This is a genomic window from Mycolicibacterium sp. ND9-15 (assembly GCF_035918395.1).
Classification (GTDB): Bacteria; Actinomycetota; Actinomycetes; order Mycobacteriales; family Mycobacteriaceae; genus Mycobacterium.
On record NZ_CP142362.1, the window covers coordinates 37,501 to 56,847 of the forward strand.

Here is a 19,347-nt window from a genome sequence, read left to right on the forward strand (position 1 = left end):
ACACCACACCCACAAACGGGAAAAAAGGGCATGGCAAAAAACAACAACAAACAAAAACCACCAAACACACTATTGAGTTCTCAAACAACACACCCGCACGGCCGCACGATTAGCCCGCGGCTTTGAAGCCGCGTACTCGTAGTGCGGACGCTCAGGAACCCACCGAGGTGGGGTTTCCCTCTGGGAACCGCCGCGCTCTTCGGGCTGGGCCCGTGTCGCAGCGACGAGTCATCAAGTTACGTCAGGGAAAACTAGGAGTCAAATGGCCTGATAGAGCGGGTATTTCAGGTCGCTCCCGTCACGCGCACCGGAGTGCGTTGGCTCCCAGCCGAAGAGTTCAACGCCCGGACCGCTCACATTGTTCCCGCCGACTCAAGCGACCCGTTCGATACCCGCGACGTTCCGCTTGCCCCGGCGCAGCACCAGCCAACGGCCGTGCAGGAAGTCGGTGGGTTGCGGAACCCACTCCTCGCTTTCCACCCGGGCGTTATTGACGTAGACACCGCCCTCGGCGACGGTGCGCCGGGCGGCCGCCTTGCTCGGTGAGAGCCCACTGGCGACGAGCAGGTCGACGATCGCATCGGGGCCACCGGCCTTCAGTTCGGCGACTCCATCGTTACTGGCCTCCCGCAGCGCTGCGGCCAGCGTCGGCTCGTCCAGTTCCGTCAGTTCGCCCCGACCGAAAAGAGCCTGGCTGGCGTGCTCGACGGAACGCGTCGCGGCTTCCCCGTGTACCAACGTGGTGAGTTCGCGCGCCAGGCGCCGTTGACCCGCACGTTCGTGGGCGCGCTCCGCAGTCGCCTGTTCCAAGTCGGCCAACTCGTCGGGGGAAAGAAATGTGAACCAGCGCAAGTATCGGACGACGTCTGCATCCGCGGTGTTGACGAAGTACTGATACCAGGCGTAAGGGCTGGTCATCTGCCGGTCCAGCCACAGGCTGCCGCCCCCCGTCGACTTACCGAACTTCCTGCCTTCGGCGTCGGTCACCAACGGCGTGGTCAGCGCGTGCACCGTCGCCGCGTCCTTCTGACGGACCAACCTGACCCCGGCGATGATGTTGCCCCATTGGTCGGAACCGCCGATCTGCAAGGAGCAGTTGTATCGCCGGTGCAACTCCACGTAATCGTTGGCCTGCAAGAGCATGTAGCTGAACTCGGTGTAGGAGATGCCTTCACCTTCGAGCCGGCGCCGAACCGTGTCGCGCTCGAGCATCACGTTGACCGAGAAGTACTTGCCGACGTCGCGCAGGAACTCGATCGCGGACAGCGGCCCGGTCCATGAAAGGTTGTTCTCGACGACCGCTCCCGTTGCGGAGTCGTTGAACTCGACGAAGCGCTCGAGTTGCCCGCGGATCCGCTCGGCCCAATCGGCCACCGTGTCGGCGGTGTTCAGCGTGCGCTCCCCGGTATCGCGCGGGTCGCCGATCATGCCGGTGGCGCCACCCGCCAGCACAATCGGCCGGTGGCCCGCCTGCTGAAAACGACGCAGCGTCAGCAGCGGGATGAGGTGGCCTGCGTGCAGGCTCGGAGCCGTCGGGTCGAAACCCGAGTACACGGTAATGGGTCCGGCCGCGAGTACGTCGGCCAGCGCGTCACGGTCGGTGGACTGCGCGATCAGCCCGCGCCATTCCAATTCGTCGAGAATCGACGTATCCATGCCTGCGATCTTTCCGTATGACGTGAGCATGGTGATGCTCGGCCACGTCGACCTACCGGGGCGCTGAGCAGATCTCTCGAGCACCTTCGTCGCGTTACCGGCGAGCGGAAGACGGCCACCTTTACCGCGGCATTTGCCAGCATCGAATCGCGAGCGTCGCGCCGCTGCCAAAGTGCGACTTAGTTAGTCACTCCCACCGGGGGCCGGCGCCCGTGGGCTACGCCGATACGCCGACACCTCCGGTCGGCCCGCCAGCCACAGTCGCCATGGCCGGTCGGCGGCCTTGCTCACGCCGACCCGCGGACCCTGTTCAGTGACGTGCCGCTCACCGAAGGTCACCTGGATCGGGCTGCGGGGATCGAACAGATCGATTCCGTTGTCCTCCATCGTGATTCCCAGCGCTGAACACAGGTTGCCCGGCCCTCGGGCCAATGCGGCGGGGCGGACCGACTCACCGCGGCGGGCGTATGCGGTGCTGAGACCGGCCTCGATCGCCGCGGCCCTCAGGAGCACGGCGCCCGCCACGCCATCGGTGGCGCACACGACGTTCGCGCACACGTGAATACCGTGACTGCGATAGGTGTACAGCCGCCCGGCAGGGCCGAACATCACCCGATTCCGCGTCCCGGGACCGCGATAGGAGTGTGCGGCCGCGTCCGGCCATGGGCCGTCCGGCGGGCCGCCGTACGCCTCCACCTCGACGATCGTCGCGCTCACTCCGCGCGCGGTGAGGACGGCGCCGAGCAGCCGCTGAGCGGCGGTCAACGGATCGGCCGACAAGACTTCAGCGGTCACTGTCGACCAGCGATTCTCGGAGCATCGGTGAAGCATCTTACGGAGAGCCTTGACGTCGATCGTGCACCCAAAGGATATTCATCACATGATGACTTCATCGAATGGTGAATTCGTTAGGCAGGACGCGATCCCCGCGGTCGACATCGAGAACCTGCAGGTGGTACGCGGCAACCGCCTCGCCCTCGACGACGTCAGTGTACGGCTCGCCCCCGGAACGATCACCGGTGTGCTGGGCCCGTCGGGCTGCGGCAAGACGACGCTGATGCGCAGCATCGTCGGATCCCAGATCGTCACGGCCGGCGCGGTCCGAGTATTCGGAAAACCGGCCGGCTCGGCGGAGTTACGGCACCGCGTCGGTTATGTCACCCAGGATCCCACCATCTACGACGATTTACGCGTCATCGACAACGCGCGCTATTTCGCCGCTCTGTACGGCACCGGCGTCGATTCGGCCGATGACGCCGTGGCCGCGGTCGGGCTCGCCGACCATCGAAGCGCCTTGTGCAGAAACCTCTCCGGCGGCCAGCGGACACGCGCGTCGCTGGCATGCGCTTTGGTATCGCACCCAGATCTGCTGGTGCTCGACGAACCCACCGTTGGACTCGATCCCGTACTGCGCGTGGACCTGTGGGACCAGTTCCAGCGATTGGCCAGGCAGGGCACGACTTTGCTGGTCACCAGCCATGTCATGGACGAAGCCGATCACTGCGGCGACCTGCTACTCATGCGCGACGGCCGGCTACTCGCCCACACCACGCCCGCCAAACTACGAGAGGACACCGGATGTCAGTCACTGGAGGAAGCGTTTCTGTCCGTCATCAGGCACAGCACCGACGTCGGACGAGCCGGGGTCGGCTGAGCCCCCAGGCCTACCTCGCGACCACCGGGCGGATCCTGCGCCAACTGGCGGCCGACCACCGCAGCGTCGCAATGATCCTCCTCGTGCCCAGCCTGGTCATCGCGTTGCTCTACTTCATGTTCCAGGATGCTCCGCGCGCGCCGGGGGCACTCTCTCCGTTCAACAACGCCTGTTTGATCATGCTCGGTGTGTTCCCGCTCATCGTGATGTTCTTGATCACATCGATAACGATGCAGCGCGAACGGGTTTCGGGCACTCTGGAGCGGATCTTGACCACTCCCCTGCGCCGGCTGGATCTCCTCGCGGCTTACGGCACTGCATTCTCGATCGCTGCCGCCGCTCAGGCGACGCTTGCGTGCCTCATCTCCTACGCGTTTCTCGGCCTGCACACCGAAGGCAGCCCGGTCTGGGTGTTCGCGATCGCCATCGTCAACGCCGTCCTCGGGGTCGGGCTGGGTCTACTGTGTAGTGCGTTCGCGCGCACCGAGTTTCAGGCCGTGCAGTTCATGCCCTTGGTGATCGCGCCGCAACTCCTGCTTTGCGGGATCATCGTGCCGCGCGGCGCGCTGCCGGAGTGGCTGCAGTGGATCAGCAATGCGCTGCCCGCCAGTTACGCTCTGGAGGCGCTGCAACAGGTCGCGGTTTTCGCAGAGCCGACGTTCACCGTGGTGCGTGACATGGCGGTGGTCATCGGCTTCGCGACCGCCGCCCTCGGCCTCGCGGCGGCCACGCTACGACGAAGGACACCGTAATCACCTTGACCACCAATGCCGAACGCAAGCGGCCGGGCCGACCACCCGGAACCTCCGACACCCGTGACCGCATCCTGGCCAGTGCACGGGAGCTATTCGCGCGCAACGGTTTCGACACGACCTCGATTCGCGCGATCGCCACGGCCGCGGACGTCGATCCCGCGCTGGTGCATCACTACTTCGGAACCAAGACCCAGTTGTTCGCCGCGGCGATCCACATTCCGATCGATCCCATGCAGGTCATCGGCCCGTTGCAGCAGGTCCCGATCGACGAGATGGGCCATACCCTGCCGTCGCTTCTGCTGCCGCTGTGGGATTCGGAGATGGGCATGGGTTTCATCGCGACGCTGCGGTCCATCCTCGGGGGCAACGATTCCGCCCTGGTCCGCTCGTTCCTGCAGGAGGTGATCGCTCGGGAGGTCGGTTCCCGCGTCGACGATCCGCCGGGGAGCGGGCCGGTCCGAGTGCAATTCGTGGCCTCGCAACTGGTGGGCGTGGTGATGGCCCGCTACATCCTCGAACTCGAACCGTTCAAGTCGCTGCCCGTCGAGCAGATCGTCGAGACCATCGCGCCGAACCTGCAGCGCTACCTCACCGGCGAGCTACCCGGCTTCGCCTGACGCGCGGTCCAGCATCCGCTGATGCTCGGCCTCGTCGTTGATGGCGACGGCCTCGTCGATCAGCAACACCGGGATGCCGTCATCGATGCGATAGGCCCGGCGCAGCCGCGGGTTGTAGAGGTATTCGTCCGAAATCAATAGCAGGGGACCGCGATCCTGAGGACAGACCAGGATGTCGAGCAGCTTCTCGTCGAGGGCCACGGCCGATCAGCCCAGCGGGACGTTCATGCCCGGAAGGACCGGCACTGGGCCGGCGACCGGACCGCTGGCTGCAGCGGACTGTTGCGCGCGGAGTTGGAGCTTGCGCTGATAGGCGATGGTTTCCTTGAGCGCCTCGACCAGCGGAGTCTGGTTCGGCCGGTGCTCGAGCGCGTCCAACAGTGCCGCGGCGTTCGCGTTCGACGGGCGGAAACCCTGCTTACGGAGCTTCACCGCGTCGTCGATCAGGACCGAGATCTGACCGCCGCCGTCACCCTGCCGGTACTCCTCGTAAATGCGCGAGAGCACCTGGTCGGCCTGCCGCGCGCGGGCCGCCGCTGCGACCTTCTCCTCGTCAGCGCGCTTGCAATCGTCGCCGGTGCACGGCTTCCTCGGGCCCTCGGCTTGCGGCTGGGGCGCCTCGGTCTCGACGGCCGGCTCCGCGGGCTGCGCCAACGATGTCGGCGCTCCCACCCCGGCCAGTAGGCCGGCGGTCAACGCGCCGCCGGCGATACCGGCCGCCGACAACCGACGCCAGGTATCGCGATGCGAACCGGTTCGCGATTTCATCAAACCTCCAGCTCAGGTGGCGCGGCCGCCCCGACCGGCGACGTGCCGCCAGCGGGAGCCTAACAGCGCACGCGCCGACCGGCACGGCGTCATTCCGGCAGGCCCTCGGCCATCTCGGCACGGACGGCGACGGTCAACCGCTTGTACCGGTTCGTATCGGGGTCGAGGAACCAGGCGTTACGTGACGGCTTCGGAACACCCTGCGCTCGCAGCGGGCTCACGAGCGGCCGGTAGGACGCGCTGAGCGCCATCTGCGGCACCACGTGGACGATGTCGGGCGGGTTGCCCACCGCGAGATCCGCCAGCGCCTCCGAGAGGTCGGCGGACGGGATGCTGCCGCCGGGACACAACTCCAGAGCGGTGACGGCCAGTTGACGGCCATTGGCCTCCACCGGATAGGTGACCGCGAGGTCGACCGCCCCGAGACAGCCGGCCGCGTCGTTGACGGTAGAGGCGTAGACACAGCCCCGATCGGTGTGGATGACCGCACCGCGGCTGTCGACGAGCCAGTAGTCGCCGTCGTCATCGCGGCGGAACAGGTATTCCGTCGACACCCAGGTGTCGGCCGGGGCGAAGACACCGCGCTTGACCGGGGAGGTCGGGTCAACCGGGCCGCGCGGACGGGCGATCAGCACACCGACCTCGTTGGGTTCGGCCCGACGCACGAACCCCCGCTCGTCCTCCAGGATCAGGTCCTCGTCCGGGTCGTAGGCCGCCAACTCGAGTTCCCTGCCCCCCGGCAACGGCCGGCCCTTACTGCCGATCTTCGCGCCGGACACATTGGCCAGCACAGCTTGTCCGTCCGTGGTGGCGAAGAACTCGACGACGAGAGCCGGTTCGAAAATCTCCACGACGCGCTTCCACAGTCCGCTCGGCATACCGGATCCGATGAACAACCGCACCGGGTGACTGCCGTGCAGCGCGAACGACGGATCGTCGATGACCTCGCGCAGCATCGCCCACGTGTAGGTCACCACCGTGACCCCGTACTGGCGAATCTCGTTGAGGAACCGATCGGGCCGCAGGCCTCGGGACAGCGCGATCCGCGAGCCACCGACGGCAGCACCGCCCAGCGCGACGAGCAGCCCGGACTGGTGGTGCAGCGGGGTCAGGCAGTAGACCGTGTCAGCGCGGCTGAGGTTGGCCGCGGACGCGGTACCGAATGCCGAGATAGCCCAGCGGGCGTTGGTGATTTGTCGTGCGACCAGTTCTCCGCTGACCGAGCTGAATCCGATGAACGCAAGGTCGCGCGCGAGGCCTGGATTGGGTCGGTACCAGCCGGGAAGCTCGACGGCGTCCGGGTCGATCTTCTCCATGTCGATGACGTCGGCGTCCTCCGGAACGTCCAGGTCGCGGGACTCGCCGCCGCCGAGGATCAACACGCGCATGCCGAGTTGCCGGGCGGCTTCGAGGCTGCTCGGATCGGCGATGATGTCCGACACCGAGCCCAGCCGGGCGGCGGTGGGCAGATCGACGTCCGGCGGCATCAGCACGGCCACCGCGCCGAGCCGTGACAGCGCCGCGATCGCCACCAGCGCACTGGGCCGGGTCTCCATCAACACCCCGACATGCGCGCCCTGGCGTACCCCGACCTCGATGAGTCCGCGGACGACGTTGTTGATGCGGCGGTCCACGGCGTCGTAGGTGTGGACGCGACCGTCGAACAGCAGACAGTCGCCGCGAGGGAAGTCACTGGCCTGCTCGGACAGGATCCGGCCGAACGAAATGCGAGTGTGCTCGTTGATCTGGCCGAGGCGGGCCAGGCGCGGCAGTGTGCGCGCCGTCTCGACGGCCAACGCCCGCGCGGACCTGTTCGCGGTCAGGACCGCGTCGGCCGCCGAACGTGCGAGGCTCCACGCCATCTCGGTGGCGGCGGCGGTGGTGTGCGCCACCCGCGAGCTGAACGAAACGCCTGATTCGTTGGGGTCCGCCTGCTGCACCGTCATCGGGTTGACGCCCCCGGGGCGGTCGCCGGAGCCATCCAGCCATTTGACCCACTGCGCGACCGTCGGCCACGTCTGGCTGGCCGCCTTCGACCCGACAACAAGGCCGAAATGCCCTGCGCGGATGAGGAATTCGTGAATATCAGCCTTCGGCGCGGCCCGCTTGATTCCGCGAACCGCGGCGGGTTGGCCGATGTCGTCGACCTCGCCGATCACAGCCAACACCGGGCAGTCGATGTCCGACAGCGTGACAAGGTCACCGTGGATGGAGAAGCCGCCGCTCATCATCCGGTTGTGTGCGATGAACTGTTTGAGGAGTTCGGCGATGGCAGGGCCCGACCAGGCGATCCACCCTTCGGAGGCCAGGAAGCGGCGTTGCTGTTCGCGGGGCAGCAGCGCCTCGCGGTCGTGCAGCTGCCGCAGGAAGTCGATGCGCGACTGCGCGGTTTTGATCGGGTCGAGCATCTGGAAACCGGTGCGGGCGAGCCAACCGGGAATGTCGATCCGGCTGAACACATGGTCGGCCATGAAGTCGGCGGCCGCGGGGGCCACGCTCGGGGGCAGGTTCATGGGCAGCGCGGCCAGGGTGTCGACCGGCGCGCCGAACGCGATGATGCTCGCGAGGTCTTTCGACCGGCGGTAGGCGGCGGTCTGGTAGGCGAACATGCCGCCCTGCGAGTAACCGGCCAGGTGCACGTCGCGGCCGGTGACCTCTTTGACGGTGTCGATCGCCTCGCTCAGGGCGACGACGTGATCGGCGAGCGTGCGTTCCATGCCGCCCTCGATCTTGTCGGGGGAGCCGAAGTCGATGACCCACGGGTCGATGCCCGCTTTGTGCAGGATGCCCACGGCACCGTCGTCACGGGTGACATCCCACATGTCGGCGGACATCATCATCGGATGAACCATCAGCACGGGCGGACCGGGTGGCTTTGTCCCCGGCCTCGTGTCGGGCGGAAAGTAGCGCCGTAGCCGGTACATGGGCACGCTCTGGATGATCTGGAATGGCGAGGGCACCGCGCCGGTTTCCAGGCCGCCGTAACGAAGCACCTCCAGCCCGTTTTGGGCGGTGGCGACCAGTCGTCCGACCGGCTTGGTTATCGCCGACAGATCCACACCGCACGCTCCCCTTCACACCGACGTGAAATCCCCGAATTGCCGACGTCATCATGGCACAGCGACCCCCATGACAGGGCCGACCTATCATCGGCGGCTGATGGCGAACCTGATCAATGTCGAGCGCGCGACGATCGGCTCCGGCACCCGCACGCTCCTCGACGCGGTCAGTCTGGGCATCGAGGAGGGCGATGCGATCGGCGTCGTGGGCCGCAACGGCGACGGAAAGACCACGCTGCTGGAGATCCTGACGCTCACCTGCGCGCCGGACTCGGGTCGGGTCACCCACACGTCCGGGCTGTCGGTGGGATACCTGCGGCAAAGCGATGACTTCGCCGTCGACGAAACCGTGCGCGACGTGATCGTCGGCGGCCGAGCCGACCACGTCTGGGCGGCCGAACCCGAGACGCGCGACGTGGTCTCACACCTGTTGGCCGACGTCGCCCTCGACAGCGCGGTCGGCCGGCTGTCCGGCGGTGAGCGGCGCCGGGTGGCGCTGTCCGCGGTGTTGATCGCCGGCCATGACGTGCTTGTGCTCGATGAGCCGACCAACCACCTCGACGTCGAGGTCATCGGGTGGTTGGCCACCCACCTGAATCGGCGCGGGGCCAAGGCGATCGTGGTGGTGAGCCACGATCGGTGGTTCCTCGACGCGGTGTGCACCAGGACGTGGGAGGTGCACGCCAGGACCGTCGACGGATACGAGGGCGGTTATGCGGCCTACGTCCTCGCACGGGCAGAGCGGATGCGGCTCGCGGCCGGTGCGGAGACGCGCAGGCAGAACCTGATGCGCAAGGAGTTGGCGTGGTTGCGGCGCGGTCCGCCGGCGCGGACGTCGAAACCGAAGTTCCGCATCCAGGCCGCCAACGAGCTGATCGCCAACGAACCGCCGCCGCGGAATTCACTCGTTCTGCAGCGGTTCGCCACCACCCGGCTCGGTAAGGATGTATTCGACCTGCACCGGGTCCGGCTCGAGGCGGGCGACACCGTCGTGCTGGACAAGGTCGACTGGTCGATCGGGCCCGGTGCGCGCATCGGGCTGGTCGGCGTCAACGGAACGGGAAAGACGACGGTGCTGCGACTGCTGGCCGGCGAACTCGCGCCGACGGCAGGCACGATCAAGCGGGGCGCCACGCTGAAGATCGGCTATCTGAGCCAGTCGCTGGCCGAACTCGACGGGGCCGACCGGGTGCTCGACGCCGTCGAGAACCGGCGGCGCATCACGGAACTGGCGGGCGGCGGCGAGATCAGTGCCGACACGCTGCTGCGCGATTTCGGGTTCAGCGGCGACAAGCTCACCGCGCGGGTGGCCGACTTGTCCGGCGGGGAGCGGCGCAGGCTGCAGTTCCTGCGGCTGTTGCTCGACGAGCCGAACGTGCTGCTGCTCGACGAGCCGACCAACGACCTCGACATCGACACGCTGACCGTCATCGAGGACTACCTGGACGGCTGGCCCGGCACGCTGATCGTCGTGACCCATGACCGCTACTTCCTCGAACGGGTCTGCGACGTCACCTACGCGTTGACCGGCGGCGGCCGCTGCGAGCTGTTGCCCGGCGGGATCGAGCAGTATCTGGCGGGCCGCGCGGTCGCGGCTTCGCGGGCCGCCCCGGCATCGTCGGAATCGGCCCCACAGGTCGAGACCGCATCGGCGCGGGAGCGGCGCGCCGGCAAGGAGATGGCCCGCATCGAGGGACAGCTGGAAAAGCTCGAGGCGCGGATCGCCGAACTGCACGAGGCGATGGCCGAGGCCGCCGCGGACCATGTGCGGCTGGGCGAGTTAAATGTCGAGCTTCAGGAGTTGTTGGGCCGCAAGGAATCTCTCGAGGAAGCCTGGCTGGCCGCGGCCGAGGCCTGACATAGTCCGTACGGTGAAAGCATGACGAATTTATTGACGGGCGCAGCCATCGCAGCCGGCGCTCTTGTCCTGTCCGCATGTGGGTCGGGCGACGAAACTCAGTCCACGGTGACCGTCACGGAGCCGGCCGCGACCACGGCCAGCCTCGCGCCCGCGACACCACCACCCGCCGGACAAACCGCGCCGACGGTCACCGCTCCGCAGACCGGGACGGCGGTGCCGGCCAGACCCGAACGCCACCAGTGCGTCCGCCTGGAGCCCGTTCCGGACGGGCGCTACCAGGTGTTCGACGCGGGTTCGGCGGTGGTCACCTTCGCCGATGGCCGCCTCACCCTGGAGTCGGTCACCCCGGCCGAGGGCTGGACGCATCAGGTCGACGATGAGGAGGCCGACGAGGTGGAGATCGAGTTCCGCCGAGGTGCCGACGAACTCGATCTCGAACTCGAGATCGACAACGGCCGCCTCGAAGTGAAGATCTGCAACGACGACGACTGACAGGCACCTAAGCTTCGGTCATCCCCTCAACCGACGCCGCAGCCGGTCCGCGGAATTTCGCACGACGCCGAGCTGCTTGGCGACCTGGATGGGTGCGGTGCCTCCGCGGGCGTCGCGGGAGTTCACCGAGCCCTCGACGGTCAGCACTTCGCGCACCTGCGCCGTGAGCTCCGGGTGTATGCCGGCGAGTTCGGCGTCGGTGAGTTCCTCCAGCCCGACACCGCGCGCCTCCGCTGCGCGCACCGCGGCACCGGCCGCTTCGTGCGCGACCCGGAACGGCACTCCCCTGCGCACCAGCCACTCGGCGACATCGGTGGCCAAGGTGTAGCCCAGCGGCGCGAGCTCGGCCATCCGGTCGACATCGAAGCGCAGCGTCGCCACCAATCCCGCCATGGCCGGCAGCAGCAGTTCCAGCTGCGCGACGGAGTCGAACACCGGTTCCTTGTCCTCCTGCAGGTCCCGGTTGTATGCCAGCGGCTGGGCCTTGAGTGTGGCCAGCAACCCGGTGAGGTTGCCGATCAGCCGACCCGACTTGCCGCGGGCCAACTCCGCGATGTCGGGGTTCTTCTTCTGGGGCATGATCGAGCTTCCGGTCGACCAGGAGTCGTGCAAGATGACGTAACCGAATTCGGTTGTGCTCCAGAGGATGATGTCCTCGGCCAGCCGGGACAGGTCGACGCCGATCATCGAGAGCACGAACGCCGCCTCGGCGGCGAAGTCGCGCGATGCGGTGGCGTCGACGGAGTTGTCGGCCGCCGCATCGAAGCCGAGGTCCTCGGCGATCGCATCGGGGTTAAGGCCCAGCGACGAACCGGCCAGGGCGCCGGACCCGTAGGGTGACACCGCCGCCCGCTTGTCGAAGTCCGCCAGTCGGTCGACGTCGCGCAGCAGCGGATGCGCGTGGGCCAGCAGATGGTGCGCGAGGAGGATGGGCTGCGCGGACTGCAGGTGCGTCTTGCCCGGCATGATCGCGGTCGGGTGGGCGGCGGCCTGGGTCGTCAACGCGTCGACGACCTGCAGGGCACCGTCCGCGACGCGTCTGATCGCGTCGCGCAGCCACATCCGAAACAGCGTGGCCACCTGGTCATTTCGGGATCGGCCGGCCCGCAGGCGGCCGCCGAGTTCAGGGCCGACGCGATCGATGAGGCCGCGTTCGAGCGCGCCGTGCACGTCCTCGTCGGTCGCCATCGGCCCGAAGCTACCGTTGGCGACGTCGGCGGCCAGGCTTTCCAGGCCTGCGACCAGGCCGTCACGCTGCTCGTCGGTCAGCAGTCCGGCGTCGAACAGCACTCGCGCGTGCGCTTTCGACGCCCGGATGTCGTACGGCGCGAGCACCCAGTCGAAGTGGGTCGACTTCGACAACGCGGCGAGCGCATCCGACGGTCCATCAGAGAACCGTCCGCCCCACAGCGACCCCTCGTTGGTGCTCATTTCGGGGTCCTTCGTTCGGCGCGAGCGACCGCTGTTGTACGCCAATGCCCGGCGTGTCGGTGTGCAGACACGGTCACTCGCGGTGGGGGGTGCGTCACTCGCCCAGGTCCCGGCGGGCCGAGATGCTCGACGACAGGCCGTGGATCTGCACGAAGCCCCTGGCCGCGGTCTGGTCGAACGTATCGCCCTCGTCGTAGGTGGCGAGGTTGAAGTCGTAGAGCGACTCGGCGCTCCGGCGTCCGTTCACCGCGATGTGCCCGCCGTGCAACACCATCCGGATCTCTCCGGTCACGTGCTGCTGGGTGTTGGCGACGAACGACTCCAGCGCGGTCTTCAGCGGCGAGTACCACAACCCGTCATAGACCAGCTCACCCCACTTCTGGTCGGTGTGGCGCTTGAACCGGCCGAGTTCGCGTTCGAGCGTGACGTGTTCGAGTTCGGTGTGTGCGGTGATCAACGCCATCGCGCCGGGCGCCTCGTAGATCTCGCGGCTCTTGATGCCGACCAGCCGGTCCTCGACGACGTCGAGCCTGCCCACGCCCTGCTCGCCGGCGCGGCGGTTGAGCTCCTCGATCGCCTGCAGCACCGTCACCGACCGACCGTCGATCGAAACCGGAACGCCGCGTTCGAATCCCACGATCACCTCGTCGGGTGTGCTCCAGTTGACGGTTGGATCCTCGGTGTAGTCGTAGACGTCCTTGGTGGGCGCGTTCCACAGGTGCTCGAGAAAGCCGGTCTCCACGGCGCGGCCCCAGACGTTCTGATCGATGGAGAACGGCGAGCGCTTGGTGACGTTGATCGGGATCGCGTTCTCCTCGGCGAACGCGATTGCCTTCTCGCGGGTCCACGCATAGTCGCGGACCGGCGCGAGCACCTGCAAATCCGGTGCCAGCGAGGCGAATCCAACCTCGAAGCGGACCTGGTCGTTGCCCTTGCCGGTGCAGCCGTGCGCGACGATACCGCCGCCGTGCTCGCGCGCCGCGGTCACCAGATGCTTGACGATCAGCGGTCGGCTCAACGCCGAGACCAGCGGATAGCGGTCCATGTACAGGGCGTTGGACTGGATCGCGGGCAGGCAGTACTCGTCGGCGAACTCGTCTTTGGCGTCGACAACCACGGCCTCCACGGCACCGCAGTCGAGCGCGCGCTTGCGGACGACCTCCATATCTTCGCCGCCCTGACCGAGGTCGATCGCGACGGCGACCACCTCGCGCCCGGTCTCCTTGCCGATCCAGCTGATCGCCACCGAGGTGTCCAGACCGCCGGAATACGCCAAAATGACGCGTTCGGACATCAGCAAGTCTCCTTTTGTCGAATTCTCTCGAGTTTGGTCGCCAGTTCGGCGCCGCTCATCGGCTCACGCGCGACTACCAGGATGGTGTCGTCGCCGGCGACGGTGCCGACGACAAACGGGAGTGCCGCGCGGTCCATCGCGCTGGCCAGATAGTGCGCCGCCCCGGGTGGGGTCCGCAGGATCGCCAGGTTGCCGCTGGCGTCGGTCGACACCAGCAACTCGGCCAGCAGCCGCGACATCCGTTCGGTGCCACCGGCTACGCCGCGCACCGGGCTGCCGTCCTCGGGGACGACGTACACGCCGACCCCGCCGTCGGCGCCGCGCAGTTTCACCGCGCCGAGTTCCTCCAGATCGCGCGACAGCGTGGCCTGCGTGACCTCGATCCCGTCCTCGGCCAGCAGGGTGGCCAGTTCGGTTTGGCTGTGCACCGAGCGCGACGACAGGATTGACACGATGCGGGCCTGCCTGCCCGCTCGGGTGACCGCGGAAGTCATCTCGCACGCTCCAGGAGCCACACCAGCAGCGCCTTCTGTGCGTGCAGCCGGTTCTCGGCCTCGTCCCACACCGCGCTCTGCGGCCCGTCGATCACGTCGTCGGTGATCTCTTCACCGCGGTGGGCCGGAAGGCAATGCAGCACAACGGCTTCAGCATCAGCGAGTGCCAACAGATCGGAGTTGACCTGATACGGCCGGAACGGCCCGACCCGGTCCAAGCCGTCGTCCTCCTGCCCCATCGACGTCCAGGTGTCGGTGACGAGTACGTCGGCGCCGTCGGCCGCGGCATTCGCGTCCTCGGTGACAGTGACCGTCGCACCGGTATCCGAGGCGCGCTTCTGCGCCGCGTCGACGAAGTCCGGATGCGGTTGGAAGCCGCCGGGCGCCGCAATCGTGACGTGCACGCCCGCTGTCACGCCGCCCAGCATCAGCGAGTGGGCCATGTTGTTGGCGCCGTCGCCGAGGTAGGTCATCCGCAGGCCCACCAGTCGGTTCTTGCGCTCGGTGAGCGTCTGCAGATCGGCGAGCACCTGGCACGGGTGGAACTCGTCGGAGAGCGCGTTGACGATCGGCACCGTTGCGCCCGCGGCCATCGCGGTCAGCCGGTCCTGGGCGAAGGTGCGCCACACGATGGCCTTGACGTAGCGCGAGAGCACCCGCCCGGTGTCCTCCAACGTCTCGTCGCGGCCGAGTTGGGTGCTGCGGCCGTCGACGACGACGGCGTGGCCGCCGAGTTGGGCGATGCCCATCTCGAAGGAGAACCGGGTGCGGGTGGAGTTCTTGTCGAAGATGACCGCGACCCCGCTCGGACCCTCGAGCGGGCGACGGGTGAACGGCTGCGCTTTGAGCCGGGCCGCCAGCTCGAGAACCTCGGCCTGCTCATCGGGACTCAGGTCGTCGTCGCGCAGGAAATGCCTCAGGCTCATGACGCGGCGCCCTTGTCGAGGACCGCGGGCAGCACGGCGAGGAAGTCGTCGATCTGGGAGTCGGTGATGATCAGCGGCGGCGCCAGCCGGATCACGTCGGGCGCGGCGGCGTTGACCAGGAACCCGGCGTCGCGCGCGGCGGCCTCGACGGGTTTGGCGGCCTCGGCGGTCAACACGACACCGCGCAGCAACCCGCGGCCCCGCACGTGGTCCACGAGCGGATGCCCCAGTGCTTCGATGCCGGTCGACAGCGTCTTGCCGAGCACGTCGGCCCGGCCGATCAGATCGTCGTCGGCGAGTACCCGCAGCACCGCGAGCGCGGCCGCGGTGCAGACGGGGTTGCCGCCGAACGTGCTGCCGTGCAGCCCCGGTGTCAGCAAGCCGGCCGTGGTGCCGGTCGCGATGCAGGCCCCGATCGGCAAGCCGCCACCGAGCCCCTTGGCCAGGGTGACGATGTCGGGGGTGATGCCGTCGTGCTGGTGGGCGAAAAACGCTCCGGTGCGGCCCATTCCGGTCTGCACCTCGTCGAGTACCAGCAGCGCGTTGTGTGTTGCGGTGATCTCGCGGGCGGCGACGAGGTAGCCGGCGGGCGGGACCACGACGCCGCCTTCGCCCATGATCGGCTCGAGGAACACCGCCGCGGTCTCGTCATCGACGGCCGCTCTCAGCGCATCGACGTCGCCGTACGGCACGTGGGTGACGTAACCGGGCAGCGGCTCGAACGGCGCCCGCTTGGCGGGCTGACCGGTCAGCGCCAGTGACCCCATCGTGCGGCCGTGGAACGCGCCGTGTGCGGCGACGAGTTTCGTGCGCCCGGTGAGCCGGGTGATCTTGAAGGCGACCTCGTTGGCCTCGGCGCCCGAGTTGCAGAAGAACACCTTCGCCGGGTCGGCGCCGAGTAGGGCGACCAGCGCTTCGGCCAGCGCGATACCGGGTTCGGTCGCATACAGGTTCGACGTGTGGCCCAGCGTGTTGAGTTGTGCGGTGACCGCTTCGATCACCGCCGGGTGCCGGTGGCCGAGGATGTTGACAGCGATACCGCCGAGCAGATCCACGTAGGTCTTGCCGTCGACGTCGGTCACCACGGCGCCGTCGCCGCTGGCTAACGCCAGTGCCGGGGTACCGTAGTTGTCCATCATCACGGCCTGCCACCGCTCCAGCAGAGTCACTCGCTCACCACCTTCGTGCCCGTGCCCTCGTCGGTGAGCAGTTCGACCAGCACGCAGTGTTCGACCCGGCCGTCGATGACATGTGCGCTCGGCACGCCGCCCGCGACCGCACGCAAGCATGCCTCGATCTTCGGCACCATCCCGGCCTCCAGTGTCGGCAGCAGCTGAGTCAGTGCGCCGGAATCGATTTCGCTGACCAGTGAGCCGCGGTCCGGCCAGTTCGTGTACAGGCCCTCGACGTCGGTCAGTATCAGCAGCTTCTCGGCGCCCAGCGCCTCCGCCAGCGCGGCCGCAGCGGTGTCGGCGTTGATGTTGTGCACCACCCCCTCGGTGTCGGGAGCGATGGTGGACACCACCGGGATCCGGCCGGCGGCAATCAGGTCCAGCAGTGACCCGGCGTTGACCTGCTCGACGTCGCCGACCAGGCCGATGTCGGTGGCCACCCCGTCGACCGTGACACTGCGCCGCACCGCGGTGAACAACTGGGCGTCCTCGCCGGTGACCCCGACCGCGTACGGGCCGTGGGCGTTGATCAACCCGACCAGTTCCCGGCCGACCTGACCGAACAGCACCATCCGTGCGACGTCCAGCACCTCCGGCGTGGTGACCCGGAACCCGCCCTTGAAATCGCCCTGGATGCCCAGGCGTTTGAGCATCGCGCTGATCTGCGGACCCCCACCGTGTACGACGACCGGATGCACTCCGCAGTTGCGCAGAAAGACCATGTCGGCGGCGAAGGCTTCCTTGAGCACGTCGTCGGTCATCGCGTTGCCGCCGTACTTGATCACCACGATCTTGCCGTGCAGCTGTTTGAGCCACGGCAGCGCAGCGGCCAGAACCTTTGCCTTGACCGGGGTTTCGACGCTCATGAACTGTACGCCGAGTTCTCTTCGACGTAGCCGTGCGACAGGTCGGTGGTCCGGATCGAGGCCTGCGCCGACCCATCGGCAAGGTCGATCGTGACGCTGATGTCAGCGCCGCAGAGATCTAGTTCCCGCGCGCCCGGCTGGGGTGCACCATCATGCCAGACCGGAACTCCGTTGAACGCCACCGTGATCCGCTCGGGGTCCACCTTGAACGGGGCCATGCCGATGGCCGCCAGCACGCGGCCCCAGTTCGGGTCGGATCCGAACAACGCGGTCTTGACCAGGCTGTCACGCGCGACGAGGCGGGCACCGTGCAGCGCGTCGTCCTCGGAGGCCGCGCCCGTCACCGTGACGACGATGCGCTTGGTCACCCCCTCGGCGTCGGCCTGCAGTTGCCGGCACAGGTCGTCGCACACGCGCAGTATCGCGTCGTCGAGTTCACTCTGGCTGGGCCTGATCGCGCTTGCGCCGGAGGACAGCAGCAGCAGCGAATCGTTGGTGGAGCAGCTGCCGTCGACGTCGAGGCGGTCGAACGTGAGCGCCGCGGCCTTGCGCAGCGCATCGTCCAGCGCGGCGGCATCGGCGACGGCGTCGGTGGTGAGCACACACAGCATGGTGGCCAGTGACGGCGCGATCATGCCCGCGCCTTTCGCCATCCCGCCGACGGTCCAGTTGTCCGCGTGGTGCAGCGCAACCTGTTTGGGAACGGTGTCGGTGGTCATGATGGCTCGTGCGGCCTCCTCACCGCCGGTGAGCCCGCCCGCCAGCTCGTGCACGATCTCGGTCACGCCGGGGAGCACCTTGTCCATCGGTAGCCGGTTGCCGATCAGCCCGGTCGAACAGACCGCGACCTCGATCGCTCCCGTCTCGGTACCCCAACCACTCAACGCCTTTGCCACGGCCTCTGCGGTGGCATGGGTGTCCTGAAAACCCTGGGGCCCGGTGCAGGCGTTGGCGCCACCGGAGTTCAGGATCACCGCGCGCAGCCGGCCCGTGGTGAGCACCTGCCGACTCCACAGCACCGGAGCGGCCTTGACCTGGTTGCGGGTGAACAGGCCCGCTGCGGCGTAGTCCGGACCCTCGTTGAACACCAGCGCCAGATCCAACGCTCCCGACGCCTTGATGCCCGCGGCGATTCCCGTCGCTCGGAAACCCTCGGGCGCGGTGACGCCCTGGGTGTGCACGAGCCGGGTCTCCGCCGAGGTCACGGTGCCACTCCCACAATCGAAAGCCCCTCGGTCTCGGGCCAGCCCAGCGCCAGGTTCATCGACTGCACGGCGGCGCCGCCGGTACCTTTGACCAAGTTGTCGATCGCGGCGATGCCGATGAAGGTCTGCGCCTCCTCGTCCACGGCGACGGCCAGTTGCGCGGCGTTGCTGCCGAGCACGGCGCCGGTCTTCGGCAGCTGGCCCTCGGGCAGCAGGTGCACGAAAGGTTCGGCGTCATAAGCCTTTTCATAGGCGGCGCGAAGCTCCGACAGCGGTGCCGTCGTGCGCGCGGTGCAGGTGGCCAAGATGCCGCGAGAGGTGGGGATCAGCACCGGTGTGAACGACACGGTGACGTTCTTGTCGGTGACCGCTCCGAGGCCCTGCGCGATCTCCGGGGTGTGCCGATGCTTGCCGCCGATGTTGTAAGCCCGCGCGGAGCCGATCACCTCGGCGCCGAGCAGGTCGGTCTTGGCCGCCCGGCCCGCACCCGAGGCGCCGCTGACGGACACCACGGTGACGGCGGGCTCGATGAGGTCGTCGGCGACCGCGGGCCACAGCGCCAGCAGCGCCGCGGTCGGATAGCAGCCGGGCACCGCGATCCGCTTCGCACCGCGCAGCCGCTCGCGGGCGCCCGGCAGCTCCGGCAGGCCGTACGGCCAGCTCCCCGCGTGCGTCGACCCGTAGAACCGCTGCCACGCCACGGCATCGGTGAGCCGGAAGTCGGCACCGCAGTCGACGATCAGCGTCTCGTCCCCGAGTTGCTCGGCCAACGCGGCCGAATGTCCGTGCGGCAGCCCCAGGAAGACCACGTCGTGGCCGCTCAGGGCGTCTGTGTCGGTGGGTTCGAGCACTCGGCTGGACAGCGGCAGCAGATGCGGATGGTGCTCGGCCAGCGGAGCCCCCGCGCTCGCGGCGGCGGTCAGCGCCCCGATCGTCAGCCGTCCGTCGGCGTATGCGGGGTGACCGAGCAGGAGTCGTAGGATCTCACCGCCGGCATATCCGCTGGCACCGGCCACCGCCACAGAAACCATGCGCGCAATTCTGCATGGTTATGCAAGCAGTTGCAAATCCATTACCGGTGACTTCGGTGCGCAACC

The 19,347-nt window shown here is 67.9% G+C and carries 18 protein-coding genes; 5 read left to right on the top strand and 13 right to left on the bottom strand.

Translation table 11 applies throughout. From position 1 onward, the window contains the following. Positions 1-372: 372 nt before the first annotated feature. Together tyrS and QGN32_RS00185 are read right to left on the bottom strand one after the other, a co-directional pair. Positions 373-1,656, bottom strand: coding sequence for a tyrosine--tRNA ligase (gene tyrS, locus QGN32_RS00180; protein ID WP_326548855.1), 1,284 nt, complete (start codon positions 1,654-1,656; stop codon positions 373-375). Positions 1,657-1,839: 183 nt separating this feature from the next. After that, a complete protein-coding gene (locus QGN32_RS00185) occupies positions 1,840-2,487 on the bottom strand; it encodes a DNA-3-methyladenine glycosylase (protein WP_326546700.1) in 648 nt (215 codons plus the stop codon). Between the two features lie 49 nt (positions 2,488-2,536). Here QGN32_RS00185 and QGN32_RS00190 point away from each other — a divergent pair, with 49 nt between their 5' ends. From QGN32_RS00190 to QGN32_RS00200, 3 genes are read left to right on the top strand one after another with little or no spacing between them, the layout of a single operon-like run. Further along, positions 2,537-3,310 (top strand): ABC transporter ATP-binding protein, encoded by a 774-nt coding sequence (locus tag QGN32_RS00190; RefSeq protein ID WP_326546701.1) that lies wholly within the window; start codon positions 2,537-2,539, stop codon positions 3,308-3,310. Then, positions 3,235-4,062 carry an ABC transporter permease gene (locus QGN32_RS00195; RefSeq protein ID WP_326546702.1) on the top strand — a complete coding sequence of 276 codons (828 nt, stop codon included), beginning with the start codon at positions 3,235-3,237 and terminating at the stop codon, positions 4,060-4,062. Before QGN32_RS00190 ends, QGN32_RS00195 begins: the two co-directional genes overlap by 76 nt. A gap of 5 nt (positions 4,063-4,067) precedes the next feature. Then, the gene (locus QGN32_RS00200) at positions 4,068-4,682 is read left to right on the top strand and encodes a TetR/AcrR family transcriptional regulator (RefSeq protein WP_326546703.1); all 615 of its coding nucleotides are present in this window, start codon (positions 4,068-4,070) and stop codon (positions 4,680-4,682) included. Here the strand turns inward: QGN32_RS00200 and QGN32_RS00205 are convergent. The 3 genes from QGN32_RS00205 to QGN32_RS00215 all read right to left on the bottom strand — a co-directional run bounded on the left by QGN32_RS00205 (position 4,665) and on the right by QGN32_RS00215 (position 8,509). Next, positions 4,665-4,883 carry a Trm112 family protein gene (locus QGN32_RS00205; RefSeq protein ID WP_326546704.1) on the bottom strand — a complete coding sequence of 73 codons (219 nt, stop codon included), beginning with the start codon at positions 4,881-4,883 and terminating at the stop codon, positions 4,665-4,667. The genes QGN32_RS00200 and QGN32_RS00205 overlap by 18 nt on opposite strands. A 6-nt stretch (positions 4,884-4,889) precedes the next feature. Next, positions 4,890-5,450, bottom strand: a complete 561-nt coding sequence (locus QGN32_RS00210) for a hypothetical protein (protein WP_326546705.1) — start codon at positions 5,448-5,450, stop codon at positions 4,890-4,892. An 89-nt stretch (positions 5,451-5,539) separates the two neighbouring features. Further along, a complete protein-coding gene (locus tag QGN32_RS00215) occupies positions 5,540-8,509 on the bottom strand; it encodes an acyl-CoA synthetase (protein WP_326546706.1) in 2,970 nt (989 codons plus the stop codon). 100 nt (positions 8,510-8,609) lie between these two features. Between QGN32_RS00215 and QGN32_RS00220 the strand changes: the two genes are divergently transcribed. Continuing rightward, positions 8,610-10,367 carry an ABC-F family ATP-binding cassette domain-containing protein gene (locus QGN32_RS00220; RefSeq protein WP_326546707.1) on the top strand — a complete coding sequence of 586 codons (1,758 nt, stop codon included), beginning with the start codon at positions 8,610-8,612 and terminating at the stop codon, positions 10,365-10,367. Between the two features lie 21 nt (positions 10,368-10,388). Continuing rightward, a complete protein-coding gene (locus tag QGN32_RS00225) occupies positions 10,389-10,862 on the top strand; it encodes a hypothetical protein (protein ID WP_326546708.1) in 474 nt (157 codons plus the stop codon). A gap of 18 nt (positions 10,863-10,880) precedes the next feature. On the opposite strand, the gene argH is transcribed toward QGN32_RS00225, so the two are convergent. The 8 genes from argH to argC form a co-directional block, all read right to left on the bottom strand. Then, positions 10,881-12,293 carry an argininosuccinate lyase gene (argH, locus tag QGN32_RS00230; protein ID WP_326546709.1) on the bottom strand — a complete coding sequence of 471 codons (1,413 nt, stop codon included), beginning with the start codon at positions 12,291-12,293 and terminating at the stop codon, positions 10,881-10,883. A 94-nt stretch (positions 12,294-12,387) separates the two neighbouring features. Beyond that, the gene (locus tag QGN32_RS00235; RefSeq protein ID WP_326546710.1) at positions 12,388-13,587 is read right to left on the bottom strand and encodes an argininosuccinate synthase; all 1,200 of its coding nucleotides are present in this window, start codon (positions 13,585-13,587) and stop codon (positions 12,388-12,390) included. Next, positions 13,587-14,081, bottom strand: a complete 495-nt coding sequence (locus QGN32_RS00240; RefSeq protein ID WP_326546711.1) for an arginine repressor — start codon at positions 14,079-14,081, stop codon at positions 13,587-13,589. Before QGN32_RS00240 ends, QGN32_RS00235 begins: the two co-directional genes overlap by 1 nt. Continuing rightward, the gene (gene argF, locus QGN32_RS00245) at positions 14,078-15,007 is read right to left on the bottom strand and encodes an ornithine carbamoyltransferase (protein ID WP_326546712.1); all 930 of its coding nucleotides are present in this window, start codon (positions 15,005-15,007) and stop codon (positions 14,078-14,080) included. The genes QGN32_RS00240 and argF overlap by 4 nt, the downstream gene beginning before the upstream one ends. Beyond that, positions 15,004-16,176: an acetylornithine transaminase gene (locus QGN32_RS00250; protein WP_442791762.1), complete on the bottom strand. Its 1,173-nt coding sequence runs from the start codon at positions 16,174-16,176 to the stop codon at positions 15,004-15,006. Before QGN32_RS00250 ends, argF begins: the two co-directional genes overlap by 4 nt. Beyond that, entirely contained in the window at positions 16,173-17,045 is an 873-nt protein-coding gene (gene argB, locus QGN32_RS00255; RefSeq protein ID WP_326546713.1) for an acetylglutamate kinase, read from the bottom strand. Before argB ends, QGN32_RS00250 begins: the two co-directional genes overlap by 4 nt. Next, on the bottom strand, positions 17,042-18,250 hold the full coding sequence (gene argJ / locus QGN32_RS00260) for a bifunctional glutamate N-acetyltransferase/amino-acid acetyltransferase ArgJ (protein ID WP_326546714.1): 1,209 nt from the start codon (positions 18,248-18,250) through the stop codon (positions 17,042-17,044). Before argJ ends, argB begins: the two co-directional genes overlap by 4 nt. After that, the gene (gene argC / locus QGN32_RS00265) at positions 18,247-19,281 is read right to left on the bottom strand and encodes an N-acetyl-gamma-glutamyl-phosphate reductase (RefSeq protein WP_326546715.1); all 1,035 of its coding nucleotides are present in this window, start codon (positions 19,279-19,281) and stop codon (positions 18,247-18,249) included. Before argC ends, argJ begins: the two co-directional genes overlap by 4 nt. Between the last annotated feature and the right edge of the window lie 66 nt (positions 19,282-19,347).

Coding starts and splice junctions, on each gene's coding strand:
- tyrS (WP_326548855.1), bottom strand. CDS start 1,656: ATGGATACGTCGATTCTCGACGAATTGGAATGGCGCGGGCTGATCGCG.
- QGN32_RS00185 (WP_326546700.1), bottom strand. CDS start 2,487: ATGCTTCACCGATGCTCCGAGAATCGCTGGTCGACAGTGACCGCTGAA.
- QGN32_RS00190 (WP_326546701.1), top strand. CDS start 2,537: ATGATGACTTCATCGAATGGTGAATTCGTTAGGCAGGACGCGATCCCC.
- QGN32_RS00195 (WP_326546702.1), top strand. CDS start 3,235: ATGTCAGTCACTGGAGGAAGCGTTTCTGTCCGTCATCAGGCACAGCAC.
- QGN32_RS00210 (WP_326546705.1), bottom strand. CDS start 5,450: ATGAAATCGCGAACCGGTTCGCATCGCGATACCTGGCGTCGGTTGTCG.
- QGN32_RS00220 (WP_326546707.1), top strand. CDS start 8,610: ATGGCGAACCTGATCAATGTCGAGCGCGCGACGATCGGCTCCGGCACC.
- QGN32_RS00225 (WP_326546708.1), top strand. CDS start 10,389: ATGACGAATTTATTGACGGGCGCAGCCATCGCAGCCGGCGCTCTTGTC.
- argH (WP_326546709.1), bottom strand. CDS start 12,293: ATGAGCACCAACGAGGGGTCGCTGTGGGGCGGACGGTTCTCTGATGGA.
- QGN32_RS00235 (WP_326546710.1), bottom strand. CDS start 13,587: ATGTCCGAACGCGTCATTTTGGCGTATTCCGGCGGTCTGGACACCTCG.
- QGN32_RS00240 (WP_326546711.1), bottom strand. CDS start 14,081: ATGACTTCCGCGGTCACCCGAGCGGGCAGGCAGGCCCGCATCGTGTCA.
- argF (WP_326546712.1), bottom strand. CDS start 15,007: ATGAGCCTGAGGCATTTCCTGCGCGACGACGACCTGAGTCCCGATGAG.
- argB (WP_326546713.1), bottom strand. CDS start 17,045: ATGAGCGTCGAAACCCCGGTCAAGGCAAAGGTTCTGGCCGCTGCGCTG.
- argC (WP_326546715.1), bottom strand. CDS start 19,281: ATGGTTTCTGTGGCGGTGGCCGGTGCCAGCGGATATGCCGGCGGTGAG.